Below are 19,934 nucleotides of genomic sequence, written 5' to 3'. Positions count from 1 at the left end.
GGCCCGGCACTGTCATTGGCCCGGCACTGTCACCGGCCCGGCACTGTCATTGGCCCTGCGCTGTCACCGGCCCTGCGCTGTCATTGGCTCGGGTCGAAAAGAAGCCGCGATCGCACCGCGACGAAGCCGATCCGCTCCACTTCGGCTATCACCGACGGCCGGTCGGCGTCCACGTCGGCGACCACCTCCAGCGCACCGTTGGCGGCCAGGGCGCGGGCGGAGTCGGCAAGCAGCTCGCCGAGAACGCCTTCGCCGAGCACACCCAGATAGGCGATCATCGGATAGCAGGCGTCTCCAGCGGCTGCGGCAAGCCCGACCGGCTCGCCGCCGCGCAGGGCGATGCGCCAGTCCTGCGGCGGGCCGGTCAGCCAGTCCAGCGGCTTCCTCGCCAGATCGACTCCGCGAACCAGCCGCGCGGCTTCGACGCCGGTCACCAGCACGGGCTCGTCGATCCCGGCGACCAGGGCGTTGATTTCCTCGGCTGCGCTTGCGGGGCGGAATTCCAGCCGGCCCGATGCCGTTGGCGTGGGAGTGCTTGCGGCCCAAGCGAACCGGATCCGCTCTGCGCGCTCGACCAGGCCCGCCAGCCGGGCCGCGGCCATCGGGGCCTCCACCGCGGCGAGCACGTCGGGACGGTCGCGCCAGCGCGGCGGCATCGTGGCGTAGTAAGGCTTCGCGCCTCCCAGGGCCGCATGGGCGGCGTGCAGCAGCGCTTGGCCCACTTCGGGTTCGGCGGCCAGATCGAAGCGTTCCAGCCAGGGCTCGCCGACAGCGCCCGGCGGCAGAAGCCAGGCCGCCCGTCCCACCACCTGCCCGCCGCGCAAGGCGATCCAGGTCCGGTCGGGATGAAAGCCGCCGCTGGCAAGCCCGCTGGCGTAACTGGGCTGACGCAACTGCGGCAGCGGGTCAGGCATCGAGTCGAACACGTTCTCTTCGCCCGCGACGAGCGGGCGCACCACAAGATCGGTCATAGCGGATCCTCCAGGCAGGCAGCGCCCCGGTCAGATCCGCGTGGACGCCTGGCTGCGGAGGGGGCGCAGAACATCGGACATTGTTCTGACCTCCTTCCAGCTCGACGGCGCTCGGACAGAGTACGCAACCTCATGCCGAGCCCGCAACGCCGCATGATATGTCTCTTTTATGGATATCTCAGTGGCGAGTACCGACGACCTGCGCATGATGGCCCGATGGGCCGCAGACGAGGGGTGGAATCCCGGTGCCGTGGACAGCATCGCGTTCGCCAGCGCCGACCCGCAGGCCTTCCTGATCGGACGGGTCGAAGGCCAGCCCGCCACCTGCATCTCGGTGGTCCGTTACGGCGACGGTTTCGGCTTCCTCGGTTTCTACATCGCCCGGATTCCGTTCCGCGGCAAGGGATACGGCCTGTCCACCTGGCACGCCGGAATGCGGCGGCTGGCCGGGCGCAACGTCGGGCTCGACGGCGTGGTGGACCAGCAGGACAGCTACCGCGCCTCGGGTTTCGCCCGGGCCTGGACCAACCTGCGCTACAGCGGCACGCCTGCGCAGGCGTCCCCGCCCCCGCAGGTGGATCTGATCGACGGCCGTACGCTGCCCTTCAACCTCATCACCGGCTACGACCGGCGGTTCTTCCCGGCCGAGCGCGAGGCCTTTCTCGCGTGCTGGCTTGGGTTGCCGGGCCACACCACGCTCGCCGCGATGCGCGACGGTCACCTCGCCGGCCTGGGTGTGCTGCGGCCCAGCCACCTCGGCAGCCGCATCGGCCCGCTCTACGCGCAGTCGCCGGACGTGGCCGCGGCTCTGATCAGCGCTCTGGCGACACCTGCCGCCGGCCCCATCTTCATCGACGTGCCCGACCTCAACCCGGCCGCCGTCGCCCTGGCCGAGCAGCTCAACCTCAAGCCCGAGTTCGAGACGGCGCGCATGTACACCGGCCCGGTCCCCTCGATCGAGGCCTCCGGCCTTTACGGGATCACCAGTTTGGAGCTGGGCTGACGCCCTGATGCCGCCGTGATGCCGCTATGACAGGAGGTTGGGATTGTCGGCCCGCCACAGAAAGTGGCGCATCCCCTCGGTGGAAGAGGAGCCGAAAGTGTTCACTCGTAAGAGGAAATTGCTGATCGTCCCCGCGCTGCTGCTGGTCGGCATCGTCGCCACCGCCTCCGGTGCCTCGGCGCGCAATGTCGTGCTCGATGAGGACAAGGCCATCGACACGGTCGGCAACGGCGTCGTGGTCTGCAACGGCGGCGTTCAGGAGCAGTCTCTGGTCGTCACCAACGACGCGCCAACCAATATCGTCGAGACCGCCGGGGTCTTCACCCCGCTGCCGTTCGCGGCCATCACCGTGAACACCCCGGCCAACGACGCCGATCAGCTGGTGGTGACCTTCACTGCGGAGGCCAGGCTGCTCAACCAGCTGCTGACCTACGCCGTGCCGACCGACTTCATCCAGATCCGGGTCATGCTCGACGGCGTGCAGATGAACCCGGTCAGCGACATGACCTTCACGACCGATACCGGTCACGCGAACGCCATGGAGACCTGCAAGCGGATGCCGGCGGTGAACATGAACGTCGCACACCTGGTGACCGTGGAGTACCTGATCGTGGACCAGCCGATGTTGCAGGCCCTCACCGGCACCATTGACGACTGGACCTTGCACGTGGAGGTCAACAACTAGGCTGCCGCCACGGCCAGTACGCGAGGGCTAGCGCAGATAGCCCTCGCGCACGTACTGGTCGTGCAGCGCCCGTTGCACCTCGGCCACCAGCTGCGGGCGCCGCACGGCCAGCGCCGAGGCCAGGTTTTCGAAAAGCGCGATGGTGGGCAGCACGGAGAAGGGCAGCACCCCGCCCTGGGCCGGGACGATGGCGACCTCGCTGGAATGGCGTGTGATCGGGCTGTCGGCCGACGCGGTCAGCGCCACCGTGTGGCACCCGGCCTCACCGGCCAGCCGCATGACGTCGACGGACCCGCGGAAGGGCAGCCACAGCGTGATGCCGATGACGACGTCGCCGGGGCCGAGGCCGTGCATGTCCAGCACCCGCTCGACCGGCCCGCTGGGCAGAACCTCCGCGCGCACCCCCACATGGCGCAGCAGCCTGGCGAGCACACCGCTCAGCGAGGCGGCCGCGCCGTCGCCGAAGACGACCACCCGCCGCGCGCGCTCCAGAGCGTCGCAGATTCTGTTGAGCTGCAAGGTATTCACGCTCGTATAGAGGCTCTCCAGGTCGTCGCGCTGCTGGCCGCGCTGCTCGCTGAGCGTCTGGTTCCCGGCGCCTATCCCGTGAGCTCGAATGCCTTGCGGCGTCTGGGATGCGCCGGAGCCCGGCTCCGGCTCCGGTTCGTCGAGCAGGTGTGCCAGGGCAGCCCGGTCGAAGTCGGTGACGGTGGGGGAGCGGGAGGGTTCACGGCGTACCAGGCCTTCGCCGACGAGCTGGTTGACCGCCTCACGCAGCACGGTGCGGCTGACGTTGAGCGCCTCGGCGAGCCTGCGCTCGGGTGGCAGCTTGTCGCCCGGTTCCAGCCCTTCGGCCAGGAGATAGCGCTTCAGCGCCGCGGCGGAACGAGCGGCCAGGCTCTCCCGCGGCGGCATCGACAACGACGCCGGGGCAAGCTCCGAGCCGGTGTTCTGCTTCATCCTGCATCTCCCTGCGGTCCTAATGAGACCTTGGCGGCCGATCGATGGTACCCGCGTCCGAGTTGCGGAAACTGTGGCGCTGGGGTCGATAGGGAGATGAGGCCGCAATCCGTTGGGGTTACTGCAAGATGCCGCCGCGCATCACCTGGGTGGGGTGCAGGGTGCGGTCGGTGAGCAGAAGGTCGGCGCGCAGGCCCGGGGCCAGGCGGCCACGGTCGGGCAGGCCGAGGGCGTCGGCCGGGTTGGCCGAGGCGGCCCGGACCGCGTCGGGCAGGGGGATGCCGCAGGAGACGGCGAAACGCACCGCGGCCAGCAGGGTCAGCGCACTGCCCGCCAATGATCTGCCGTCGGCGGTGTGCACGGCGCCGTGGGCCAGCACGATGCTCTCGCCGCCCAGAACGTATGGACCGTCAGGCATTCCGGCCGCGGTGCAGGCGTCGGTGATGAGCACGGCCCGGTGGTTTCCGGCGGCCCGGAACGCCAGGCGGCAGACTTCGGGGCTGAGATGGTGGCCGTCGCAGATCAGCTCGCACCACACCCGCTCGTCGCCGAGCAGCGCCGTGACCGGCCCGCCTTCACGGTGGTGGATGGGGCGCATCCCGTTGAACAGGTGGGTGGCGACGGTCGCGCCGGCGCCGATGGCGGCCTGGGTCTCGGCGAAGGTGGCGTCGGTGTGTCCAATCGCCACAATGACCTGTTCGCGGGTGAGCCAGTCGACAACCTCAAGGGCGTAGGGCAGTTCCGGGGCGATCGTGAGCATCCTGACCGCGCCCTCGCCGGCGGCCAGCACCTCGGCGATCTCCTCCCAATCGGGGTCGCGCAGCAGGTGCGGGGGGTGAGCGCCGCACCGCAGCTCGCTAAGGAACGGCCCCTCCAGGTGCATACCCACCAGGGTCGACTGCCCGACGATGGGCGCCAGCGCCTTGACCTGGGACAGCAACCTTTCCCGGGTGGTGGTGCTCAGGCTGGCCATGATGGAGGTGGTGCCGTGGGCCAGGTGGAAGCGGGCGACCGCCTCGGCCGCCTCGGCGCCCCGGTCGAACGAGCTGCCGCCGCCACCGTGGCAATGCATGTCCACCAGGCCAGGCATCACGTACCCATCGGTGACCAGGGTGGGCGGTTGCGGCGCGGCTCCGGTGCCGACCTGCGTGATGAGACCGTCGCTGACCTGCACCCAGCCCTCGGTGACAGCGTCGGGTAGGACAAGCGTGCCAGCTATGACATTCATTCGGTGATCCTCTCCACCAGATCTATCGTCAAAGTCGCCGCACCGATACACGCCGAGCCGAGCGGTCGCCGCCGCCTCCTCCACGACACCTAACTGCAGATCGAGGGAAGCCGATGCGGTTGCCGGCGCACGAACAAGACGATCCACTGGCCAAGATCCCGTCGAACGCGGTCCTAGATATACCATAAGACCATTCGTTAGGGCCATGGTTACGTAAACCTGAGACGAGAGAGGTCTATTGTGGACCGACGAAAGACCAAACTCCGGTGCGGAGTCGACTGATTTCTGACAGTAATCTTGGTTGACATATGTGACGCTGCTTCCGCTCAAGATAGACGGGGATCACTCTCGTGGAAGGGCATCACATGTCGCGAATCCGTCCTGGCGCTTGGGCTGCAGCGTTGCTGCTGGCACTCGTCACCGGCATCACCGCCTCCGCCGGACCCGCTTCGGCGCAACCGTCCATCCAAGCGCTTCCCTCGCCATTGCGGTTCACCTCCAGCCTCGACCTGGAGTGCTTCCGCACCAACCCCTACATGCCGCCGACGACCACCGTCGTCACCCGGCACCTCAACCCGGTCCTGGCCAATCTTCCGCAGGAGGCGCACACCCTCGGCCTGCGTGAGAAGCTGTGCGTGCCGGTAGCCAAGAACAACATGATCCCGCCGGCCGGGGTGCTCGAGTTCGTGCGCTTCGTCGACCTGTCCTGCTACCGCATCACCGGTACGACGGTCGGTTTCCCGCTGAACCTGCGTCACCTCAACCCGCTGTTCCAAACCCTGCCGCCCCGAAACGTGGTCATCCAGTATCCGCAGCATCTGTGCGTGCCGGTCATCAAGAACGGGCTGGTTCCGCCGGCGGAGATCCTGAACCTGGTCCGCTACATCGACCTCAAGTGCTACTTCGAGACGCCGCAGGCCCCGTTGAACATCGGTGTCCAGCTGACCCACCTCAACCCGGTGCTGGGCGGGCTCGCCCCGCACGCCGCGGGCATCACCTTCAACCGCCAGCTGTGCGTGCCGGTGCAGAAGAACAACCAGCCCATCCCGGCGGCGACGCTCAACATCATTCGCTGGGTCGATCTGGAGATGTTCGACATCCAGACCGCGCCGCTGGCGAATCCGTTCACCTTGCAGATCCGCCACATCAACCCGTCGCTGGGCCAGCTTCCGCCCGAGACGGTCGTCATCCAGCAGGCCTTCCAGCTCGGCCTGCCGATGGCCAAGAACGGCCTGATCCCGCCGACGGCGTAAGCCGCGGTGAGCTGCCGGCCGCGCGATCGCGGCCGGCAGCGCTCGGTCCATAGTGGACGGAAGTCATTCGACGGTGGCGGCGTAACCCTGTGCCTGCAGCGAGAAGAGCTCGGCGTAGCGGCCTCGGGCGCGCATCAGGTGGTCGTGGTCGCCCTGCTCGACGACGACCCCCTCCTCCAGGACCAGGATGTGGTCGGCGTCGCGCAAAGCGTTGAGGCGGTGGGAGATGAGCAGGCTGAGCCGGCCGGCCCGCAGCTGCCCCAGCCGATGGTGCAGGGCGTGTTCGGTGACGGCGTCGAGCCCCGACGAGGGTTCGTCGAGGATGAGCAGATCGGCTTCCTCGCGCAGGAACGCGCGGGCCAGGGCGACCCGCTGCCATTGCCCGCCGGACAGTGAAGCGTTGGTCTCGCCGTTGAAGATGCGGCTCAGCAACGTCTGGTAGCCCTGTGGCAGTGGGGAAATGACGGTGTCGACGTCGGCCATCGCGGCCGCGGCCCGGATCCGGGGCAGATCCTCGAGCTTGGAAAGCTCGCCCACGCCGATGTTCTCGGCCGCGGTGAGGTCGTAAGCCATGAAGTCCTGGAAGACCGCGCTGATCCGGGCGCGCAGGGTGGCCGGGTCCAGCTCGGCCAGATCGATGCCGTCCCAGGTGATCCGGCCACGGGTGGGCTCGTAGAGGCGGGTCAGCAGCTTGACGATGGTGCTCTTGCCCGCGCCGTTGAGGCCCACCAGGCCGATCGCGCCCTGGCTGGGCAGCCGCAGGTTCGTGCCGCGCAGCACCCAGCCGAGCTCGTCGGCGTAACGGAACCACACGTCGTGAAACTCGATGCCGCGGCTCAGCCGTGGTGCGGGAAGGCTTCCCGCACCGGTGACCGGGTCGTCCACCACCGCCAGGTAGTGCTCGAAGAGCAGCAGCGCCGCGTAGGCGCGGGCGCAGCCGGCGGCGGCCGAGCCGATGGTGGTGTGCAGGGCGGCGATCGCCGCCAGGAAAACCGTTACCTCGCCAATGCTCAGGCGGCCGCGGCTGGCCAGCACCACGGCCGCGGTCAGGCCGATGACGGTGAGCAGACCGGTGAGCGTGCCGATGCGCACCTGCGCCCAGGCGCTGAAGCGATCGACGCGCATTTCGGCGTTGTTGGCCGCGCTCAGGTCCCGCAGCATCCGGCCCAGCAGGAACCGGCCCAGCCCGAACAGGCGGACCTCCTTGGCCGCCTTGACATCGGTCAGCAGCAGCCGGAAGAACATCTGCCGTCGCTGCAACGGGGTCACCTCGTGGGTCATGTCGGCGCGCAGCCTTCCCAGCCTCAGCTGTGCCAGCGCGGCCGGAACGGCGATGACCACCACGATCGCGGCCATCGGTGCCCAGAGCACCAGCAGCGTGACGGCGAAACCGGCCGCGGTGACCGTGGCTTGCAGCAGCTGCAGCCCGGTGCCCACCGCCTCCTCGGGCGCGTGGTCACCGGCGTGCTCGGCCAGCCGCACCCTGTCCAGCAGCTGCGGGGATTCAAAGACCGCTATTGAGGGGTACCGGTTCAGCCGCGCGAACAGTCGTGTTTGGACGATCACCCGCACCTGCCGGTGCAGCCCTGTGCGCAGATACTCCTCGAATGCGGACAGGGCGTCGGCGGCCAGCCCGAGCGCGGCCAGGCCGGCGATGCAGGCGAGCAGCGTACCCGTCGAGAAAGGGGGTTGGGTCAGCTCATCGAGCAGAACCTTGGTGATCCAGGCCAGCCCGACCGGCACCATGCCCTGGGCAACCGTCATCGCCGCGACCGCCAGCAGCGTGGCCGGCGAAGCGGCCCAGGCCAGCTTTCCCGCAGCGATCGCGCGGCGCAGGCTGTGTCGCATCGGCGAGGGTCAGCCTCAGACGCCGACCGGTGTGGCCAGCTTGGCCAGCGCGGACTTCACGCTGTGGGTGGCGGCGGTGACCACGGCCTCGCCGAGCACAAGGACCGCCGGGAACTCGCGCAACTCCAAAGCCGTGGCGAGCGGGCCTTCGTCTTCCTCCTGCACCACCTGCGCCGCGTCGGCCAGCTGCGCGGCCATCGCGAAGCGTTGCTGTTCGTCACCGATGACCACGACGACCGGTTGCTCGGGCAGGCGCAGCTGCTGGATCACCGGAATCTGATCCGTGCACGAGGAGCAGCCGGTGGTGAGGAAGATGAACAGCCGCTGCGGCCCGGCGAAGCTTTGCCGGCTGATTACCGTGCCGTCACTGCTTTTCACCGTGAACTCGGGCAGGGGCGTGCCAGGATCGGGCAGCCCGTCGCCCTCCGAAACCGGAAGGAACCGATTGACCTGGGTGACAAGCACTCTGACCCGCCGGGCCAGGGCCAGCGTGAGGGTCAGCGAGAATACGGCCACCAACGTCGACAGAACGAATGCGGCCCACAGCGCGGCCATTGGCAACTCCGTTTCGGGTCGGAAGGAATGGTGCCGAGCTGGATCGCCCGGCACCCAAACAGTTGGGGCTCAGCGCGGGCAGACCACGCCGGCGCAGCTTCCGCTGGTCCAGCTGGTGCAGGCCTTGACGCCGCCGGTGCAAAGCTTGCAGCAGCGGTGCTGGTTGACCCCGGATCGCTTCTCGCACCAGGAATCCGTGCAGGCCTCGGCCTTGGTGCCGGGCAGCAGCGCGTCGATCAGAGCGCTTCCGGCCTTGCCAATTCTGCGAAGCATCCATCCTCCTTGACGATGACATCGACGTTGATTGGAGTCGACCATTGAACGCCGTCTTTCCCAAGAGCAAAGCGGCCACTGTCCTCTAGCGGACAACGTCGCCGCGGCCGTCCAGCCAGCCCAAACGCACCGATGCCGCGCCCAGGGCGAAACGGCTGGAGACACCGGCGAGCAGCTCCAGCGAGGCGACGTGACGGCGCACCGATCGGGTGCTGACACCAAGCGATCTGGCGATCGTCTCGTCGCCCAGCCCGGACAGCAGCATGCCCACGATCAGGCGCTGGGTCCTGGTCAGCTGCCTGCCCTCCTCGCCGTCCAGCGGTGTGGCCTGGCGCCACAGCAGGTCGAAATAGTGCCGCAGCGCGGTGATCACGGTCGGCACCCGGATCACGGCGGCCATCTCGTACCCGGCGGGGGAGAGCATGACCACGGCCACCCCGTCGCACAGCGCCATCCGCAGCGGCAGCTCGCCGATCAGCTTGTACTGCCACCCGGCCAGGAACACCAAGCCGCTGCTGGACAGCAGGTTCTTGGTGTAGATCTGCCGATGCGGCGCGCGCGGCCTGGTGACGGCCACCAGCGGCAGCAGGTCGACGGCGCAGTAATCGCACGAGGACTGCGCCTGCAGCCCGCGCAGCGCGGCCAGCACCTCGGTCTCGCAGGTGAGCACCTCCAGCTGCGCGGAGGCCGGGCTGACGCTCTGCCCGATCAGCCTTTCGTAATCGGCCAGCAGCTCGCGGTGACTGTCCATGAGGGCTTGTTGCCTGCGCGCCAACAGATTCGTCAGCGCCGTCGCGGGGGCGATCGGCATCGCGCGCTGCCCGAAGACAGCTGCCAGGCCGTACTGGCAAAGCTCCTGTAGTGCCGGGTCGTTTAGGCAGACCTCGCCTGGCCCGTATCCGACCGGTGCGCCGACGCTGGCCATGAGCCGAGCCAGCAGGTCACCGGCCGCAGCCGAGAGCAACTCCATGAGACACCAACATACTTACACACGTAGACTCGTCGCCATGTCGGGCTGGGCATATGTTGTCGTGCTAATAGGCTTGGCAGCGTTGGTGTTGCTGCTCGCCCGCCGGGTTCTGCTGGTGGTCCGGGTCAGCGGCCCCAGCATGCTGCCGACCTTCGAGCACGGTGACGCGGTGCTGGCGGTGCGGCGAGGGCTGGGCAAGCGGCTGCGCCCTGGCGACATCGTGGTGTGCCGGTTGCCGCCCGCCGCTCGCGGCCCGGATTCGCTGGTCATCAAGCGGATCCGGGAGGTGGACAGCGATCAGGTCTTCCTCGTCGGTGACGGCCCGCACAGCTACGACTCCAGACAGTTCGGCCCGATCGCGGCCGGTCACGTCGTCGGCCGGGTGATAGCCCACCTGCGGCTGTAGCCCCCACCGGCACCTGGCGCGCGCATACCATGGGCGCCATGCCCGCGACCGTGTACGAGAATGGCCACATCCACACCCTTGACCCCGGCCTGCCGGTGGCGGAGGCGATCGCGGTGCGCGGAGAGCGGATTGTGGCCACGGGCGACGTCGCGTCTTGCCGGGCGGCCGCCGGTGCCGGGGCGGCCCGGGTCGACCTGGCGGGCCTGATCGTGCTGCCCGGTTTCACCGACGCGCACATCCATTCGGCCTCCTACGCCCGCCGGCTGCATCAGGTCGATCTGCGTGGCGCCACGAGCCTGGCCCAATGCCTGGAGCGGATTGCGGCAGCGGCCGCAGTGTCCACATCGGATGATTGGCTGCTGGGCGGCGGCTGGGACTTCAACCGCTGGGATAATCCGGTGCAGCCCACCCGCCACGACCTCGACGTGGTGTGCGCGCATCGGCCGGTGGCGCTGCCCAGCATCGACGGGCATACCACCTGGGTGAACACGCTTGCCCTGCGCCTGCTGAACATCGATGCCGGCACGCCGGAGATGCCGGGCGGGCAGATAGTGCGCGACGCCGACGGGCTGCCCACCGGAATCCTGCGTGAAGCCGCCGCGGCCGGGGTGCGGCAGGTGCAGCAGGAGGTGGGGGCGGCAGACCTGGCCGGGCAGCTGGCCGTGGCACAGCGCAGGCTGCTGTCGGTGGGGCTGACCAGCATCCACGACATCGACGGCGTCGACTGCCGGATGGCCTATGAAACCCTTTACGCGCAAGGAGATCTGGCCTTGCGCGTGCACAAGCTGATTCCGGTGACGGCCCTGGACGAGGCGCTGGAGCGCGGCCGGGCCACCGGCGATGGCGACAGCTGGCTTCGTACCGGCGCGATGAAGATTTTCATGGACGGCGCGCTCGGCTCGCACACCTGCCTGACCACCAAGGCCCTGGCGGACAGCCCCGGCAATCACGGCATCGCCGTCACCGGAGCGCAGGAGGCCTACGATCTGCTCGCGCGGGCGGCCACCGGCGGCATCGCGATCGCCGCGCACGCCATCGGCGACGCGGCCAACGCCATGGTGCTGGACGCTTTCGAGCGCTGGCAGGCGACCGGATGCGCGCCCGGGCTGCGGCACCGCATCGAGCACGCGCAGCATCAGCGCCCGGCCGACATCGCCCGCTTCGCCCGCCTCGGCGTCATCGCCTCGATGCAGCCCATCCACTGCACCAGCGACATCGACCTGGTGGAGACCCTGCTTGCCGGGCACGAGGTGGCGTCGTATCCGTGGCGCTCGCTGCTGGCCGCCGGCGCCACGGTGGTGTTCGGCTCCGACGCTCCGGTGGAGGACCCCAATCCGTTCCACGGCTTGCATGCCGCGGTCACCCGCCAGCGTGCGGAAGGCACGCCGCAGGGCGGTTTCCAGCCGCACGAGCGGCTCACCATCGCGCAGGCGGTGCGGGCCTACACGGTGACTCCCGCCTACGCGTCGGGGGAGGAGGGCAGCAAAGGGGTGCTTCGCCGGGGAATGCTGGCCGACTTCATCGCGGTGTCCACCGATCCCTTCACCGCCGATCCGGCTGCACTACGGGACATCGAGGTCGACCTCACCGTGGTCGGCGGCGTGATCCGCTGGCAGCGCTGAGAACGTCGGCGCTTTTCACCCATCGGCAGCCGGGTGGTCGGTGTCGATGGCGGCCAGGTCTGCGCGCACCCGGTCGGCCTCAAATGTGCCCAGTTCGGTGTAGATGGCAAGGGCGCGTTCGTAGTGCCAGCGGGCGCGGGTGGGGTTGACGAGGTTTCGGTGGACATGACCGATGCCCAGGTGGGCGCGGGCCTGCTCCTTGGGGATGTCCGCCTCGAGGCAGAGGGCATAAGCGGCGCTGTGGTGTGCCAATGCGGTGGCTATCCTGCCCGCGGCGTAGGCCGCTTCACCCAAACCGTTGATCGCTGAGGCTTCGCTGTCTCGGTCGGCGGTCTCCTGGAAGATCGCCAGCGCACGCTGATGGTACTCGATGGCTTGGGCGTGCTGCTGGAGGCGGGTATGCGCCAGGCCGAGAACATTGAGCGTCCACGCTTCACCGCTGCGACTGCCAAAGTGTCGATAGTGGACGAGAGCTTCCCGCAGGTGAACAGCAGCTGAGCCGTATTGGCCCAGCCGAACTTCAGCGTGGCCGAGGCTTTGCAGCGCAGTGGCTTCGGAGGCGCGATCGCCCGTCTCGCGGCACAGCGCCAAAGCCGCGGCGTGGTGATCAACAGCCGCCTCAAACTGGCCCAGCCGGGCCTCCAGCCCGCCCAGATTGATCAGAGCGCGCGCATGGACTCGTGGGTCGTTTGTCTGGCGGCCCAGCGCCATCGCCTCCACGAAATGATCGGTGGCCGGCTGATAGCGACCCATCCACGTTTCCACATGGCCGAGATTGCACAGCGCGCGAGCCAGCCCGGAATGATCGCCGACCTGCCGGAAAAGCTCGACCGCCTGCTGCAGGTCCTCGGCTGCGGGGCCATAGTTGCTCAGCTGCAAATGGGTAGCGCCAAGGCTGGTCAGCGCATGGGCCTGGGCGGCGACATCGCCGCAGTGGTGGGCCGCCTCGCGGGCGTGGCCGTGGACGATGAGGGCGTCGGCCGGGTAGCCGCCGTTGAGGTAACGAAACAAGATGTTGGCCAGCCGGATGGTGTGCGTCAGCCAGCCGTGGCCGGCGGTGTAAGCAGCGACGGCCACCAGGGTGGGACGTTCGGTGTCCAGCCAGGCGACGGCTGCGCCGAAGGCGGTCAGGTCTGGCGTGGCGGTGACCGGTGACGATACCTGCGGCCATCGTTGCATCTCCACGGGATGCAGCGTGTTCATGGCGGCAGCGGTGGTGGCCAGGTAGTGGTCGAACAGCCGGGTCAGAGCGCTACGGCGTTCGGACGGGGCGTCTTCATCGGCGCCTACACCGGTGGCATAGGCGCGGACCAGATCGTGGAAGCTGTACCGGCCAGGGATGCTTTGCTGCATCAGGTGATCGTCGTGCAACCGACGCAGGTCCGACTCGGCGACGTCGAGGCTGCCGCCGGTCAGGGCGGCCACGGCGTAGGCGTCCATGTCATCACCCGGGTGCAGCGCGGCCAGCCGCAGCAGGCGTTGCCGGCCGGCCGGCTGGTGTCGGTAGGACAGATCGAAAGCGAGCTCCATCTCGGTGTCCATACGCCGATCCCGGTGCCGCTGGTCGAGCCGATCGGCATGATCGGTCAACGTCCAGCCAGGCTTAGTGCGGATGTGCCCGATGACGAGCCCGAGAGCGAGCGGAAGGCGGCCGCAGCGCAGGACGATGCGGCCCGCGGCCGCAGGGTCGCGTCCGATCGGGGTCTGCGGGGTGGACCGGGCCAGGAAGGCCTTGGCCTCTTCGGCGCTGAACACCTCGATCTTCAGGTGGGTGGCGTCTTTGAGGTCGGTGAGGCTGCGCCGGCTGGTGATCAGGGTGAGGCAGCCGGCGGTTTGTGGCAGCAGGGACTGCACCTGTGCCTCGTCGGCGGCGTTGTCCAGCACTATCAGGACCCGGGTGCCGGCCAGGCGGCTGCGGTAGGCCGCGGCGCGGGCCGGCAGGCTATGCGGGATCTGCTGGCCAGGAACCCCAAGCAGGCGAAGGAATCCTTCCAGTACGGCGGCTGGGTTTGCCGGCGGCTGGGCGGCGTCGGGGTGAAATCCGCGCAGATTGACGAAAAAGATCCGGTCGAACTTCTGCTGGCGAGCGAGCCTGTCTCCAAGGTGGACGGCTAACTCGGTCTTGCCCACCCCGGCCATTCCGGTGATGGAAACCACCGCTGCGGCATCGTCTTCACGGTCATGCAGCGCACGGTGAGCCTCGGCCAGCTCGGCGACGCGGCCCGTGAATCCAGCCAAGACGGGCGGCAGGCTGTCGCGCACCCGAACCTGCGCCGCCGCCTGAGCCCTGCCGGTGACCACTTGAAGTGCCTGCCGCCATTGCGTCACGTATCCCACATCCGGATGCAGCGCCTGCACAATGGCTGTCACCAGATCGGTGTTCAGCCGCCGCCGGCCTAGCCGGAAACAGTCCGCGACAATCGTCTTGCCGGCAAGCTCTCCAGCGGGGCGTCCGGCGGCTGTCCAGGCCGCGTTCACCCGGTCTTTGATCCACTCGTAGGACGGGTCACCTGCCCAGATCTTCAGCAGCCGCAGGCGTTCGACGAGCTCCTCAATCGTCTCGGCCTGCCCAGGATCGGCTGGCGCCCGGAACCCCTCCAGCGATTGCGGCGAAGGCATGGCTCACCTCACAGGTTGAGGTCAAATGTCTGGCCTGTGCCCACAGTACCGACAGTCGCCGCGACTCTGCCGGGCGTGCCGCCCGCAGCGTCCATCCGGAATCGTTCGGATTTGAGGCACCTGTACCGCCCGCGCCGCAAAGTCACAGATGGCCCAAGCAAACCCACCGGCGACGCGAGCCGCGTCGCCACGAAATGAGGAGCAGTATGACTACCACCAGCCAATCCGCCGATCGCAAAAAGCGATCTGTGATGCGCGGCCTCGCCGTCATGACGGCAGCCCTCATCAGCACGGTCGTCCTGGGGGCGACGCCGGCTCACGCCGAGTCCGGGCAGAAGTGCACGGGCGGATCCATCACCAACGTCTGCCTATCCATCTGGCCGACCACCCCGGGTGAGTACGTGGTTCACGTCGGTATCGACTATCGCATCGGCCGGCAGCGGGCTCAGGCCATCATCGACCAGCCCGGCGATCCTTACCGGGTACGGATATTCGGTGTCGCGCCGTGGCCTTGGGGCAACCAGGCGATGTTCGACGTGCCACTGACCAACCTCGGCGCCTCCGAGGAGTCGGGGCTCAGCGGCGACTTCGAGATCAGGAAAACTGCGGCCGAGCTCAACCGGGACCTTGACTGGTTCGGCGTGACGATTCCCTTCTCCAAGGTGTTCGCCAGGATCGAACTCCTGCAAACCGGTCAGTCAACCGTGGCCTTCGACTCGGACCAATTCCTCCAGAACTTCTAGCCGACACAAGAGATCGGACCGGTGACGCCGTCGGCGGTGTCACCGGTCTTAAGCATCGGCCGGTGGGGACGGGTTGAGGCGGAACACCGCGGCCCGGATGTCCTTGATGATCCGGTCGGCGGCGTTGACCTGTTCCTGGATCGCTTCGCGCAGCTCGGGTTTGCCCACCCGGGCCACCGCGCCCTGCAGCGCCAGCCCCAGGTCGAACATGGGCTGGATGACCTTCTGGCGCAGGTCTTCGGCAATCTGCGCCCGGTCTTCGAGCAGGCGCAGGTCTTCGTTTTCCTGGCGCACCTGGGCCAGCTCGAGAGCGAGCCCGGCGTGGGCGGCGATGGCGCGGATGATCTCACGGTCGATCTGGTCGAAACCGTGTTCGCCCGGACGGCGGGAGGCCACCAGCACGCCGGTGATGCCGCGGTCGCCGCGCAGCGGCACGGCGAGGCTTTCCCCGACCTGGCCGACCGCCTCCTGCGCGGTGGCGGTGGTGCGCTCGTCGGTGGTGGGGTCGGGCACCACCACCAGATCTCCCGCCTGCACCGCCGTCGCCGTGATCGTCCCGTGTGGCGGGATGAGCAGGCCCTGCCAGCGGGTGAACGAGCCTTCGGTGACGGCCACCCGCCACATCGCGCCGTCGTCGACCGGTACGTTGACCCCGGCGCCTTGTGCGGCAAGGGTTTGACAGGTGTGGCGGACGAGTTCGCGCAGCGCGTCGGCCGGGTCGCCCCCGGCCAGCAGCCCGGTGGTGATCGACACCATGGTGGCTTGCCAGGATTGGCGGCGGCGCAGCTCGTCGAAGAGGGTGGCGTTTTCGATCGCGGTGCCGGCGACCGCCGCCAGCGCGGTGACCAGCTCTTCGTCGTCGCTGGTGAATTCGGCCGCATCCTGCTTGTCGGCAAGGTAGAGGTTGCCGAAGACGCGATCACCGACGCGCACCGGCACGCCGAGGAACGAGCGCATGGGCGGGTGGTTGGCGGGGAAGCCGACCGAGGCCTGATGGTCGCCGATGTTGGCCAGGCGCATCGGCTGCGGGTCGCTCACCAGCTGGCCAAGCACGCCCTTGCCCTGGGGCAGATCGCCGATGGCGGCCACGGTGGCGGGGTCCAAACCGGTGTGCAGGAAGCGGACCAGCTGGTTGTCGCGCACCACGCCCAGGGCCGCGTAGCGGGCGCTGACCAGATCTCGGGCGGCCTGCACCAGGTGGCCCAGCACCTCTTCCAGGTCGACCGCCTGGGTGACCTGCCGGTATGCCTGCAACAGCCCGCGCAGCCGGCTCTGGCTCTCCTGCACCTCTCGGGCCTGGCCGACCAGCTGTTCGAGGAGCTGATCGAACTCCAGCCGGGCAGCGTCGCTCACCTCGAACCCTTCCGGTGCGTCTGGGAACCCAGAGCCACATTCTGCGCTGTGCCGGCTACCCCACGCAATCGACCTACTCATCACTTGCCAGACGGATCGCCATGGAATAGACAGAAGGCGATATCCGGATTTTCCTTCGCAACCACCATGGAGGTGGATCATGCGGAAAATGCCTTGGTACATAGCAGGTCTGATTGCTGTGCTGGTCGGCGCGGCGGCGCCAGCCGCCGCGGGCGCGCCGGTGGCGGCGCCCGAGCTGACGGTTGGCGGCATCGACCTGGAACAGGCCACGGTGCTCGATCTGCAGAAGGCGATGCAGGGACACCGGCTCAGCTCGGTGGCGCTGACCGCCTTTTACCTGCGCCGCATCGACCGGCTCAACCCGAAGCTCAACGCGGTGATCGAGACCAATCCCGACGCGGTGCGTGAGGCGCTGGCCAGCGATCTGCACCGCGCCCGCCACGGCGCACGCGGCCCGCTGGACGGAATCCCGGTGCTGCTCAAGGACAACATCGGCACCGCCGACCGCCAGCACACCACGGCCGGATCGCTGGCGCTGGCCGCGGCCCGTCCGGCCAGCGACGCGTTCCTGGTGGCCCGGCTCAGGGCCGCTGGAGCGGTGATCCTGGGCAAGGCCAGCCTGTCCGAGTGGGCCAACTTCCGGTCGACGACCTCGTCGAGCGGCTGGTCGGCGCGGGGAGGCCAGACCAACAACCCTTATGTGCTTGATCGCAACCCGTGCGGCTCCAGCAGCGGCTCGGGCGCGGCGGCGGCGGCGAACCTGGCCACGGTCACCATCGGTACCGAGACCGACGGCTCGATCGTCTGCCCGTCGGGCGCGAACAACGTGGTGGGGATCAAGCCCACCCTCGGCCTGGTCAGCCGCGGCGGCGTCATCCCGCTCTCGGCGCAGCAGGACACGGCCGGGCCGATGACCCGCAACATGACCGATGCGGCGGCGGTGCTCTCAGTCATCCAGGGCGTCGACCCCGCCGACCCGGCCACCGCCGACGCGCGGCCCTTCGTGCGGCGCGACTACCTGCGAGCGTTGCGGCCGGATGCGTTGCGCGGCAAGCGGATCGGGGTGTTCCGCGGCGGCGGCGATGTCCCGGTGGTCAACGCGGTCACCGATGCCACCATCGCCAAGCTGCGCAGCCTCGGCGCCACCGTGGTGGACAATGTGGACCTGCCCGGCCTGGACGACGCCTTCAACAACGAGCTGCCGGCTCTGCTCACCGAGTTCAAACACGACATCAACGCCTATCTGAGCACGCTTGGCGGCCAGCATCCGGTCGATCTGGCCGGGTTGATCGCGTTCAACCGGGCGCACGCCGCGCAGGAGATGCCCTTCTTCCAGCAGGAGATCTTCGAGCTGGCCCAGGCGACCACGGGCGACCTGACCGACCCCACCTATGTCGCCCAGCGCACCACCGCCACCACCGCGGCGCGCCATGCCATCGACAGCGCTATCGCCACCCACCGCCTCGACGCGATCATCGCGCCGACCAACGGCCCGGCTTGGGTGACCAATCACGAGACCGGGGACGACTTCACCGATTTCGTTGCCGCTTCCGGCCCGGCGGCTATTTCCGGGTACCCGAACCTGACCGTCCCGGCCGGCTACGCCCGCGGCGTGCTGCCGATCGGGATGTCGTTCTTCGGCGGCCGGTTCAGCGAGCCGACGCTGATCTCCCTTGGCTACGCCTTCGAACAGGCCACCAAGGTGCGGGTGCCGCCCAGCTATCTGCCCACCCTGCCCTGAGGGGTGCGCCGCCCCCGGCATCGGGGCCGGGGGCGGCGCGCTAGCGTGGGGCATGGTTCACGACTGGCACATCGAGGAACGTGAGTACGCTCGGCAGGAGTCGCGCCGCGGCAGACGCCATGCTTACGAACATCTCGATCCGGCGCAGACCGCGCTGGTGGTGGTCGACATGGTTCCCTTCTTCCTCAACGAGAACGGCTACAGCCGCGCCATCGTGCCCAACATTGGCCTGATCGCCGATGCGCTGCGCCAGGCCGGCGGCACAGTGGCGTGGGTGCTTCCCGGCGCGGGCGAGCGCACGGAAGTCATGGACGAGTTCCTCGGAGCGGACATCGCCGAGATGTTTCGCCGCAGTGGCGGCGAAGGCCCGCTGGCGCAACGGCTTTGGCACGAGTTCGAGGTGCACGGCGGCGACATTCTGGTAGAGAAGACGGCGGCGAGCGCGTTCTTTCCCGGCCGCTGCGACCTGCCGGAGATGCTTGCCTCGCGCGGCATCACCACCGTGTTGATCACCGGCACCGTCACCAACGTGTGCTGCGAGTCGTCGGCGCGCGACGCGCACACCCGCGGCTACCGGGTCATCATGGTGGCCGACGCCAACTCGGCCCGGCGCGACCAGGACCATAACGCCACGCTCTACACCGTCTATCGCACCTTCGGCGATGTGCGCACCACCGCGGAGGTGCTCACGCTGATCGAGTCGGGTCAGGCCCGGACACCAGCCGCACCAGCTCTTCGCGAAGCTCGGCAGGCATAGCCGACCGGGTGGCGGCGATGGCCGGGGCCAGCTGCTCGGGCCGGCGGGGGCCGACGACGATGGCGGTTACGCCCGGATCGCTGAGCGCCCAGCGCAGCGCGAGCTCGGCCAGCTCGACGCCGCGCTGCGAGGCGAGCTCGCTGACCGCCTGGATGCGTTGCAGGGTAAGGTCGTTGGTCCAACCCGCGTAGGGCTCCGGCCGTAGTGTCATCCGCGAGCCCGGCGGGTAGACACCCGGGTCGCGATACTTGCCGGTTAGCCAGCCGCCGGCCAGCGGGCTGAACGCGGTGAAGGCGACCCGCCGCTGCGCGCACACGGCAAACGCGTCTGTGGCCGCCGAACGGCTCAGCAGGCTGTATTCGGACTGCAGGTTCACCGGCGCCGCCGCGCCCAGCTGAGCGGCCGCGTCGCAGGCGTCGGTGAGCTGCGCGCCGGTGAAGTTGCTCAGGCCGTAGTGGCGCACCTTCCCGGCCCGGATCAGATCGTCGAATGCTTTCAGGGTTTCCGATATGGGTACCGAGGGATCGGGCTCATGGGCCAGATAAAGGTCGACCCGATCGGTGCCCAGCCGGCGCAGGCTCGCCTCGATCTGGGTTCTGATGTGCGCGGCGGACAGGCCCTCGTCGCACGGGCCCGGCCCCACCCTGTTGCGCACCTTCGTGGTCAGCACGATCTCGTCGCGGGCCCGGCGGCTGGCCAGCCAGCGGCCGATCCATTCCTCGGAACGGCCGCCGCCGTAGGAGTTGGCGGTGTCGAACAGGGTGATGCCCTGCTCGCGCGCCGCGTCCATCAACGCGAACGCGGCCTGCTCGTCGTCACCGCGCCCGAAAAGCTCTGGCGCCGAACCGATCCCGCCGAAGTTGCCGCATCCCAGTGCGATGCGTGACACGGCGAGATCGGTGTCGGCAAGCCTGACATAGCGCACA

Annotated in this window: 18 protein-coding genes; 8 read left to right on the top strand and 10 right to left on the bottom strand. The window is 68.7% G+C overall.

Going from position 1 to position 19,934, the window contains the following annotated elements; genetic code table 11:
- Positions 1-80 precede the first annotated feature (80 nt).
- On the bottom strand, positions 81-971 hold the full coding sequence (locus Rhe02_RS18125; RefSeq protein WP_203909430.1) for an acetyltransferase: 891 nt from the start codon (positions 969-971) through the stop codon (positions 81-83).
- A gap of 181 nt (positions 972-1,152) precedes the next feature.
- On the opposite strand from Rhe02_RS18125, the gene Rhe02_RS18120 reads away from it, so the two are divergent.
- Entirely contained in the window at positions 1,153-1,974 is an 822-nt protein-coding gene (locus Rhe02_RS18120) for a GNAT family N-acetyltransferase (RefSeq protein ID WP_239123893.1), read from the top strand.
- A 97-nt stretch (positions 1,975-2,071) separates the two neighbouring features.
- Positions 2,072-2,659, top strand: a complete 588-nt coding sequence (locus Rhe02_RS18115; RefSeq protein ID WP_203909428.1) for a hypothetical protein — start codon at positions 2,072-2,074, stop codon at positions 2,657-2,659.
- Positions 2,660-2,686: 27 nt separating this feature from the next.
- On the opposite strand, the gene Rhe02_RS18110 is transcribed toward Rhe02_RS18115, so the two are convergent.
- Positions 2,687-3,619, bottom strand: a complete 933-nt coding sequence (locus Rhe02_RS18110) for a MurR/RpiR family transcriptional regulator (RefSeq protein ID WP_203909427.1) — start codon at positions 3,617-3,619, stop codon at positions 2,687-2,689.
- A 118-nt stretch (positions 3,620-3,737) separates the two neighbouring features.
- On the bottom strand, positions 3,738-4,847 hold the full coding sequence (gene nagA, locus Rhe02_RS18105) for an N-acetylglucosamine-6-phosphate deacetylase (RefSeq protein ID WP_203909426.1): 1,110 nt from the start codon (positions 4,845-4,847) through the stop codon (positions 3,738-3,740).
- Positions 4,848-5,212: 365 nt separating this feature from the next.
- Here nagA and Rhe02_RS18100 point away from each other — a divergent pair, with 365 nt between their 5' ends.
- On the top strand, positions 5,213-6,100 hold the full coding sequence (locus Rhe02_RS18100) for a hypothetical protein (RefSeq protein ID WP_203909425.1): 888 nt from the start codon (positions 5,213-5,215) through the stop codon (positions 6,098-6,100).
- Positions 6,101-6,163: 63 nt separating this feature from the next.
- Here the strand turns inward: Rhe02_RS18100 and Rhe02_RS18095 are convergent, their stop codons facing one another.
- The 4 genes from Rhe02_RS18095 to Rhe02_RS18080 form a co-directional block, all read right to left on the bottom strand.
- Positions 6,164-7,948: an ABC transporter ATP-binding protein gene (locus tag Rhe02_RS18095; protein ID WP_203909424.1), complete on the bottom strand. Its 1,785-nt coding sequence runs from the start codon at positions 7,946-7,948 to the stop codon at positions 6,164-6,166.
- A 15-nt stretch (positions 7,949-7,963) separates the two neighbouring features.
- Positions 7,964-8,503 carry a TlpA family protein disulfide reductase gene (locus Rhe02_RS18090; protein ID WP_203909423.1) on the bottom strand — a complete coding sequence of 180 codons (540 nt, stop codon included), beginning with the start codon at positions 8,501-8,503 and terminating at the stop codon, positions 7,964-7,966.
- 69 nt (positions 8,504-8,572) lie between these two features.
- Positions 8,573-8,776: a hypothetical protein gene (locus Rhe02_RS18085; protein ID WP_203909422.1), complete on the bottom strand. Its 204-nt coding sequence runs from the start codon at positions 8,774-8,776 to the stop codon at positions 8,573-8,575.
- 85 nt (positions 8,777-8,861) lie between these two features.
- Positions 8,862-9,746: a LuxR C-terminal-related transcriptional regulator gene (locus tag Rhe02_RS18080; RefSeq protein ID WP_203909421.1), complete on the bottom strand. Its 885-nt coding sequence runs from the start codon at positions 9,744-9,746 to the stop codon at positions 8,862-8,864.
- 37 nt (positions 9,747-9,783) lie between these two features.
- Between Rhe02_RS18080 and Rhe02_RS18075 the strand changes: the two genes are divergently transcribed.
- Together Rhe02_RS18075 and Rhe02_RS18070 are read left to right on the top strand one after the other, a co-directional pair.
- The gene (locus tag Rhe02_RS18075; protein WP_203909420.1) at positions 9,784-10,152 is read left to right on the top strand and encodes a S26 family signal peptidase; all 369 of its coding nucleotides are present in this window, start codon (positions 9,784-9,786) and stop codon (positions 10,150-10,152) included.
- A gap of 38 nt (positions 10,153-10,190) precedes the next feature.
- Entirely contained in the window at positions 10,191-11,774 is a 1,584-nt protein-coding gene (locus Rhe02_RS18070; RefSeq protein ID WP_203909419.1) for an amidohydrolase, read from the top strand.
- A 15-nt stretch (positions 11,775-11,789) separates the two neighbouring features.
- Here the strand turns inward: Rhe02_RS18070 and Rhe02_RS18065 are convergent, their stop codons facing one another.
- The gene (locus Rhe02_RS18065; RefSeq protein WP_203909418.1) at positions 11,790-14,393 is read right to left on the bottom strand and encodes a tetratricopeptide repeat protein; all 2,604 of its coding nucleotides are present in this window, start codon (positions 14,391-14,393) and stop codon (positions 11,790-11,792) included.
- Positions 14,394-14,599: 206 nt separating this feature from the next.
- Between Rhe02_RS18065 and Rhe02_RS18060 the strand changes: the two genes are divergently transcribed.
- Positions 14,600-15,136 (top strand): hypothetical protein, encoded by a 537-nt coding sequence (locus tag Rhe02_RS18060; protein ID WP_203909417.1) that lies wholly within the window; start codon positions 14,600-14,602, stop codon positions 15,134-15,136.
- A gap of 48 nt (positions 15,137-15,184) precedes the next feature.
- On the opposite strand, the gene Rhe02_RS18055 is transcribed toward Rhe02_RS18060, so the two are convergent.
- Complete coding sequence (locus tag Rhe02_RS18055) at positions 15,185-16,489, bottom strand: GAF domain-containing protein (RefSeq protein WP_203909416.1); 1,305 nt, start codon at positions 16,487-16,489, stop codon at positions 15,185-15,187.
- 160 nt (positions 16,490-16,649) lie between these two features.
- Here Rhe02_RS18055 and Rhe02_RS18050 point away from each other — a divergent pair, with 160 nt between their 5' ends.
- Together Rhe02_RS18050 and Rhe02_RS18045 are read left to right on the top strand one after the other, a co-directional pair.
- Entirely contained in the window at positions 16,650-18,251 is a 1,602-nt protein-coding gene (locus Rhe02_RS18050) for an amidase (protein WP_239123892.1), read from the top strand.
- Between the two features lie 52 nt (positions 18,252-18,303).
- Complete coding sequence (locus Rhe02_RS18045) at positions 18,304-19,008, top strand: cysteine hydrolase family protein (RefSeq protein ID WP_203909415.1); 705 nt, start codon at positions 18,304-18,306, stop codon at positions 19,006-19,008.
- Here Rhe02_RS18045 and Rhe02_RS18040 read toward each other — a convergent pair.
- Positions 18,938-19,933 carry an aldo/keto reductase gene (locus tag Rhe02_RS18040; protein WP_203909414.1) on the bottom strand — a complete coding sequence of 332 codons (996 nt, stop codon included), beginning with the start codon at positions 19,931-19,933 and terminating at the stop codon, positions 18,938-18,940. The two genes, Rhe02_RS18045 and Rhe02_RS18040, sit on opposite strands and share 71 nt — an antisense overlap.
- Position 19,934: the final 1 nt, after the last annotated feature.

The sequence above is a fragment of the Rhizocola hellebori genome, from assembly GCF_016862955.1.
Classification (GTDB): Bacteria; Actinomycetota; Actinomycetes; order Mycobacteriales; family Micromonosporaceae; genus Rhizocola; species Rhizocola hellebori.
Note: the sequence above shows the minus strand (reverse complement) of the source record. Positions and strands in the feature narration are given on the sequence as shown.

Bases quoted from the DNA above. Each gene is read 5' to 3' on its own strand.
- Rhe02_RS18125 (WP_203909430.1), bottom strand. From the start codon at position 971: ATGACCGATCTTGTGGTGCGCCCGCTCGTCGCGGGCGAAGAGAACGTG.
- Rhe02_RS18110 (WP_203909427.1), bottom strand. From the start codon at position 3,619: ATGAAGCAGAACACCGGCTCGGAGCTTGCCCCGGCGTCGTTGTCGATG.
- nagA (WP_203909426.1), bottom strand. From the start codon at position 4,847: ATGAATGTCATAGCTGGCACGCTTGTCCTACCCGACGCTGTCACCGAG.
- Rhe02_RS18100 (WP_203909425.1), top strand. From the start codon at position 5,213: ATGTCGCGAATCCGTCCTGGCGCTTGGGCTGCAGCGTTGCTGCTGGCA.
- Rhe02_RS18095 (WP_203909424.1), bottom strand. From the start codon at position 7,948: ATGCGACACAGCCTGCGCCGCGCGATCGCTGCGGGAAAGCTGGCCTGG.
- Rhe02_RS18090 (WP_203909423.1), bottom strand. From the start codon at position 8,503: ATGGCCGCGCTGTGGGCCGCATTCGTTCTGTCGACGTTGGTGGCCGTA.
- Rhe02_RS18085 (WP_203909422.1), bottom strand. From the start codon at position 8,776: ATGCTTCGCAGAATTGGCAAGGCCGGAAGCGCTCTGATCGACGCGCTG.
- Rhe02_RS18080 (WP_203909421.1), bottom strand. From the start codon at position 9,746: ATGGAGTTGCTCTCGGCTGCGGCCGGTGACCTGCTGGCTCGGCTCATG.
- Rhe02_RS18075 (WP_203909420.1), top strand. From the start codon at position 9,784: ATGTCGGGCTGGGCATATGTTGTCGTGCTAATAGGCTTGGCAGCGTTG.
- Rhe02_RS18070 (WP_203909419.1), top strand. From the start codon at position 10,191: ATGCCCGCGACCGTGTACGAGAATGGCCACATCCACACCCTTGACCCC.
- Rhe02_RS18065 (WP_203909418.1), bottom strand. From the start codon at position 14,393: ATGCCTTCGCCGCAATCGCTGGAGGGGTTCCGGGCGCCAGCCGATCCT.
- Rhe02_RS18060 (WP_203909417.1), top strand. From the start codon at position 14,600: ATGACTACCACCAGCCAATCCGCCGATCGCAAAAAGCGATCTGTGATG.
- Rhe02_RS18050 (WP_239123892.1), top strand. From the start codon at position 16,650: ATGCGGAAAATGCCTTGGTACATAGCAGGTCTGATTGCTGTGCTGGTC.
- Rhe02_RS18045 (WP_203909415.1), top strand. From the start codon at position 18,304: ATGGTTCACGACTGGCACATCGAGGAACGTGAGTACGCTCGGCAGGAG.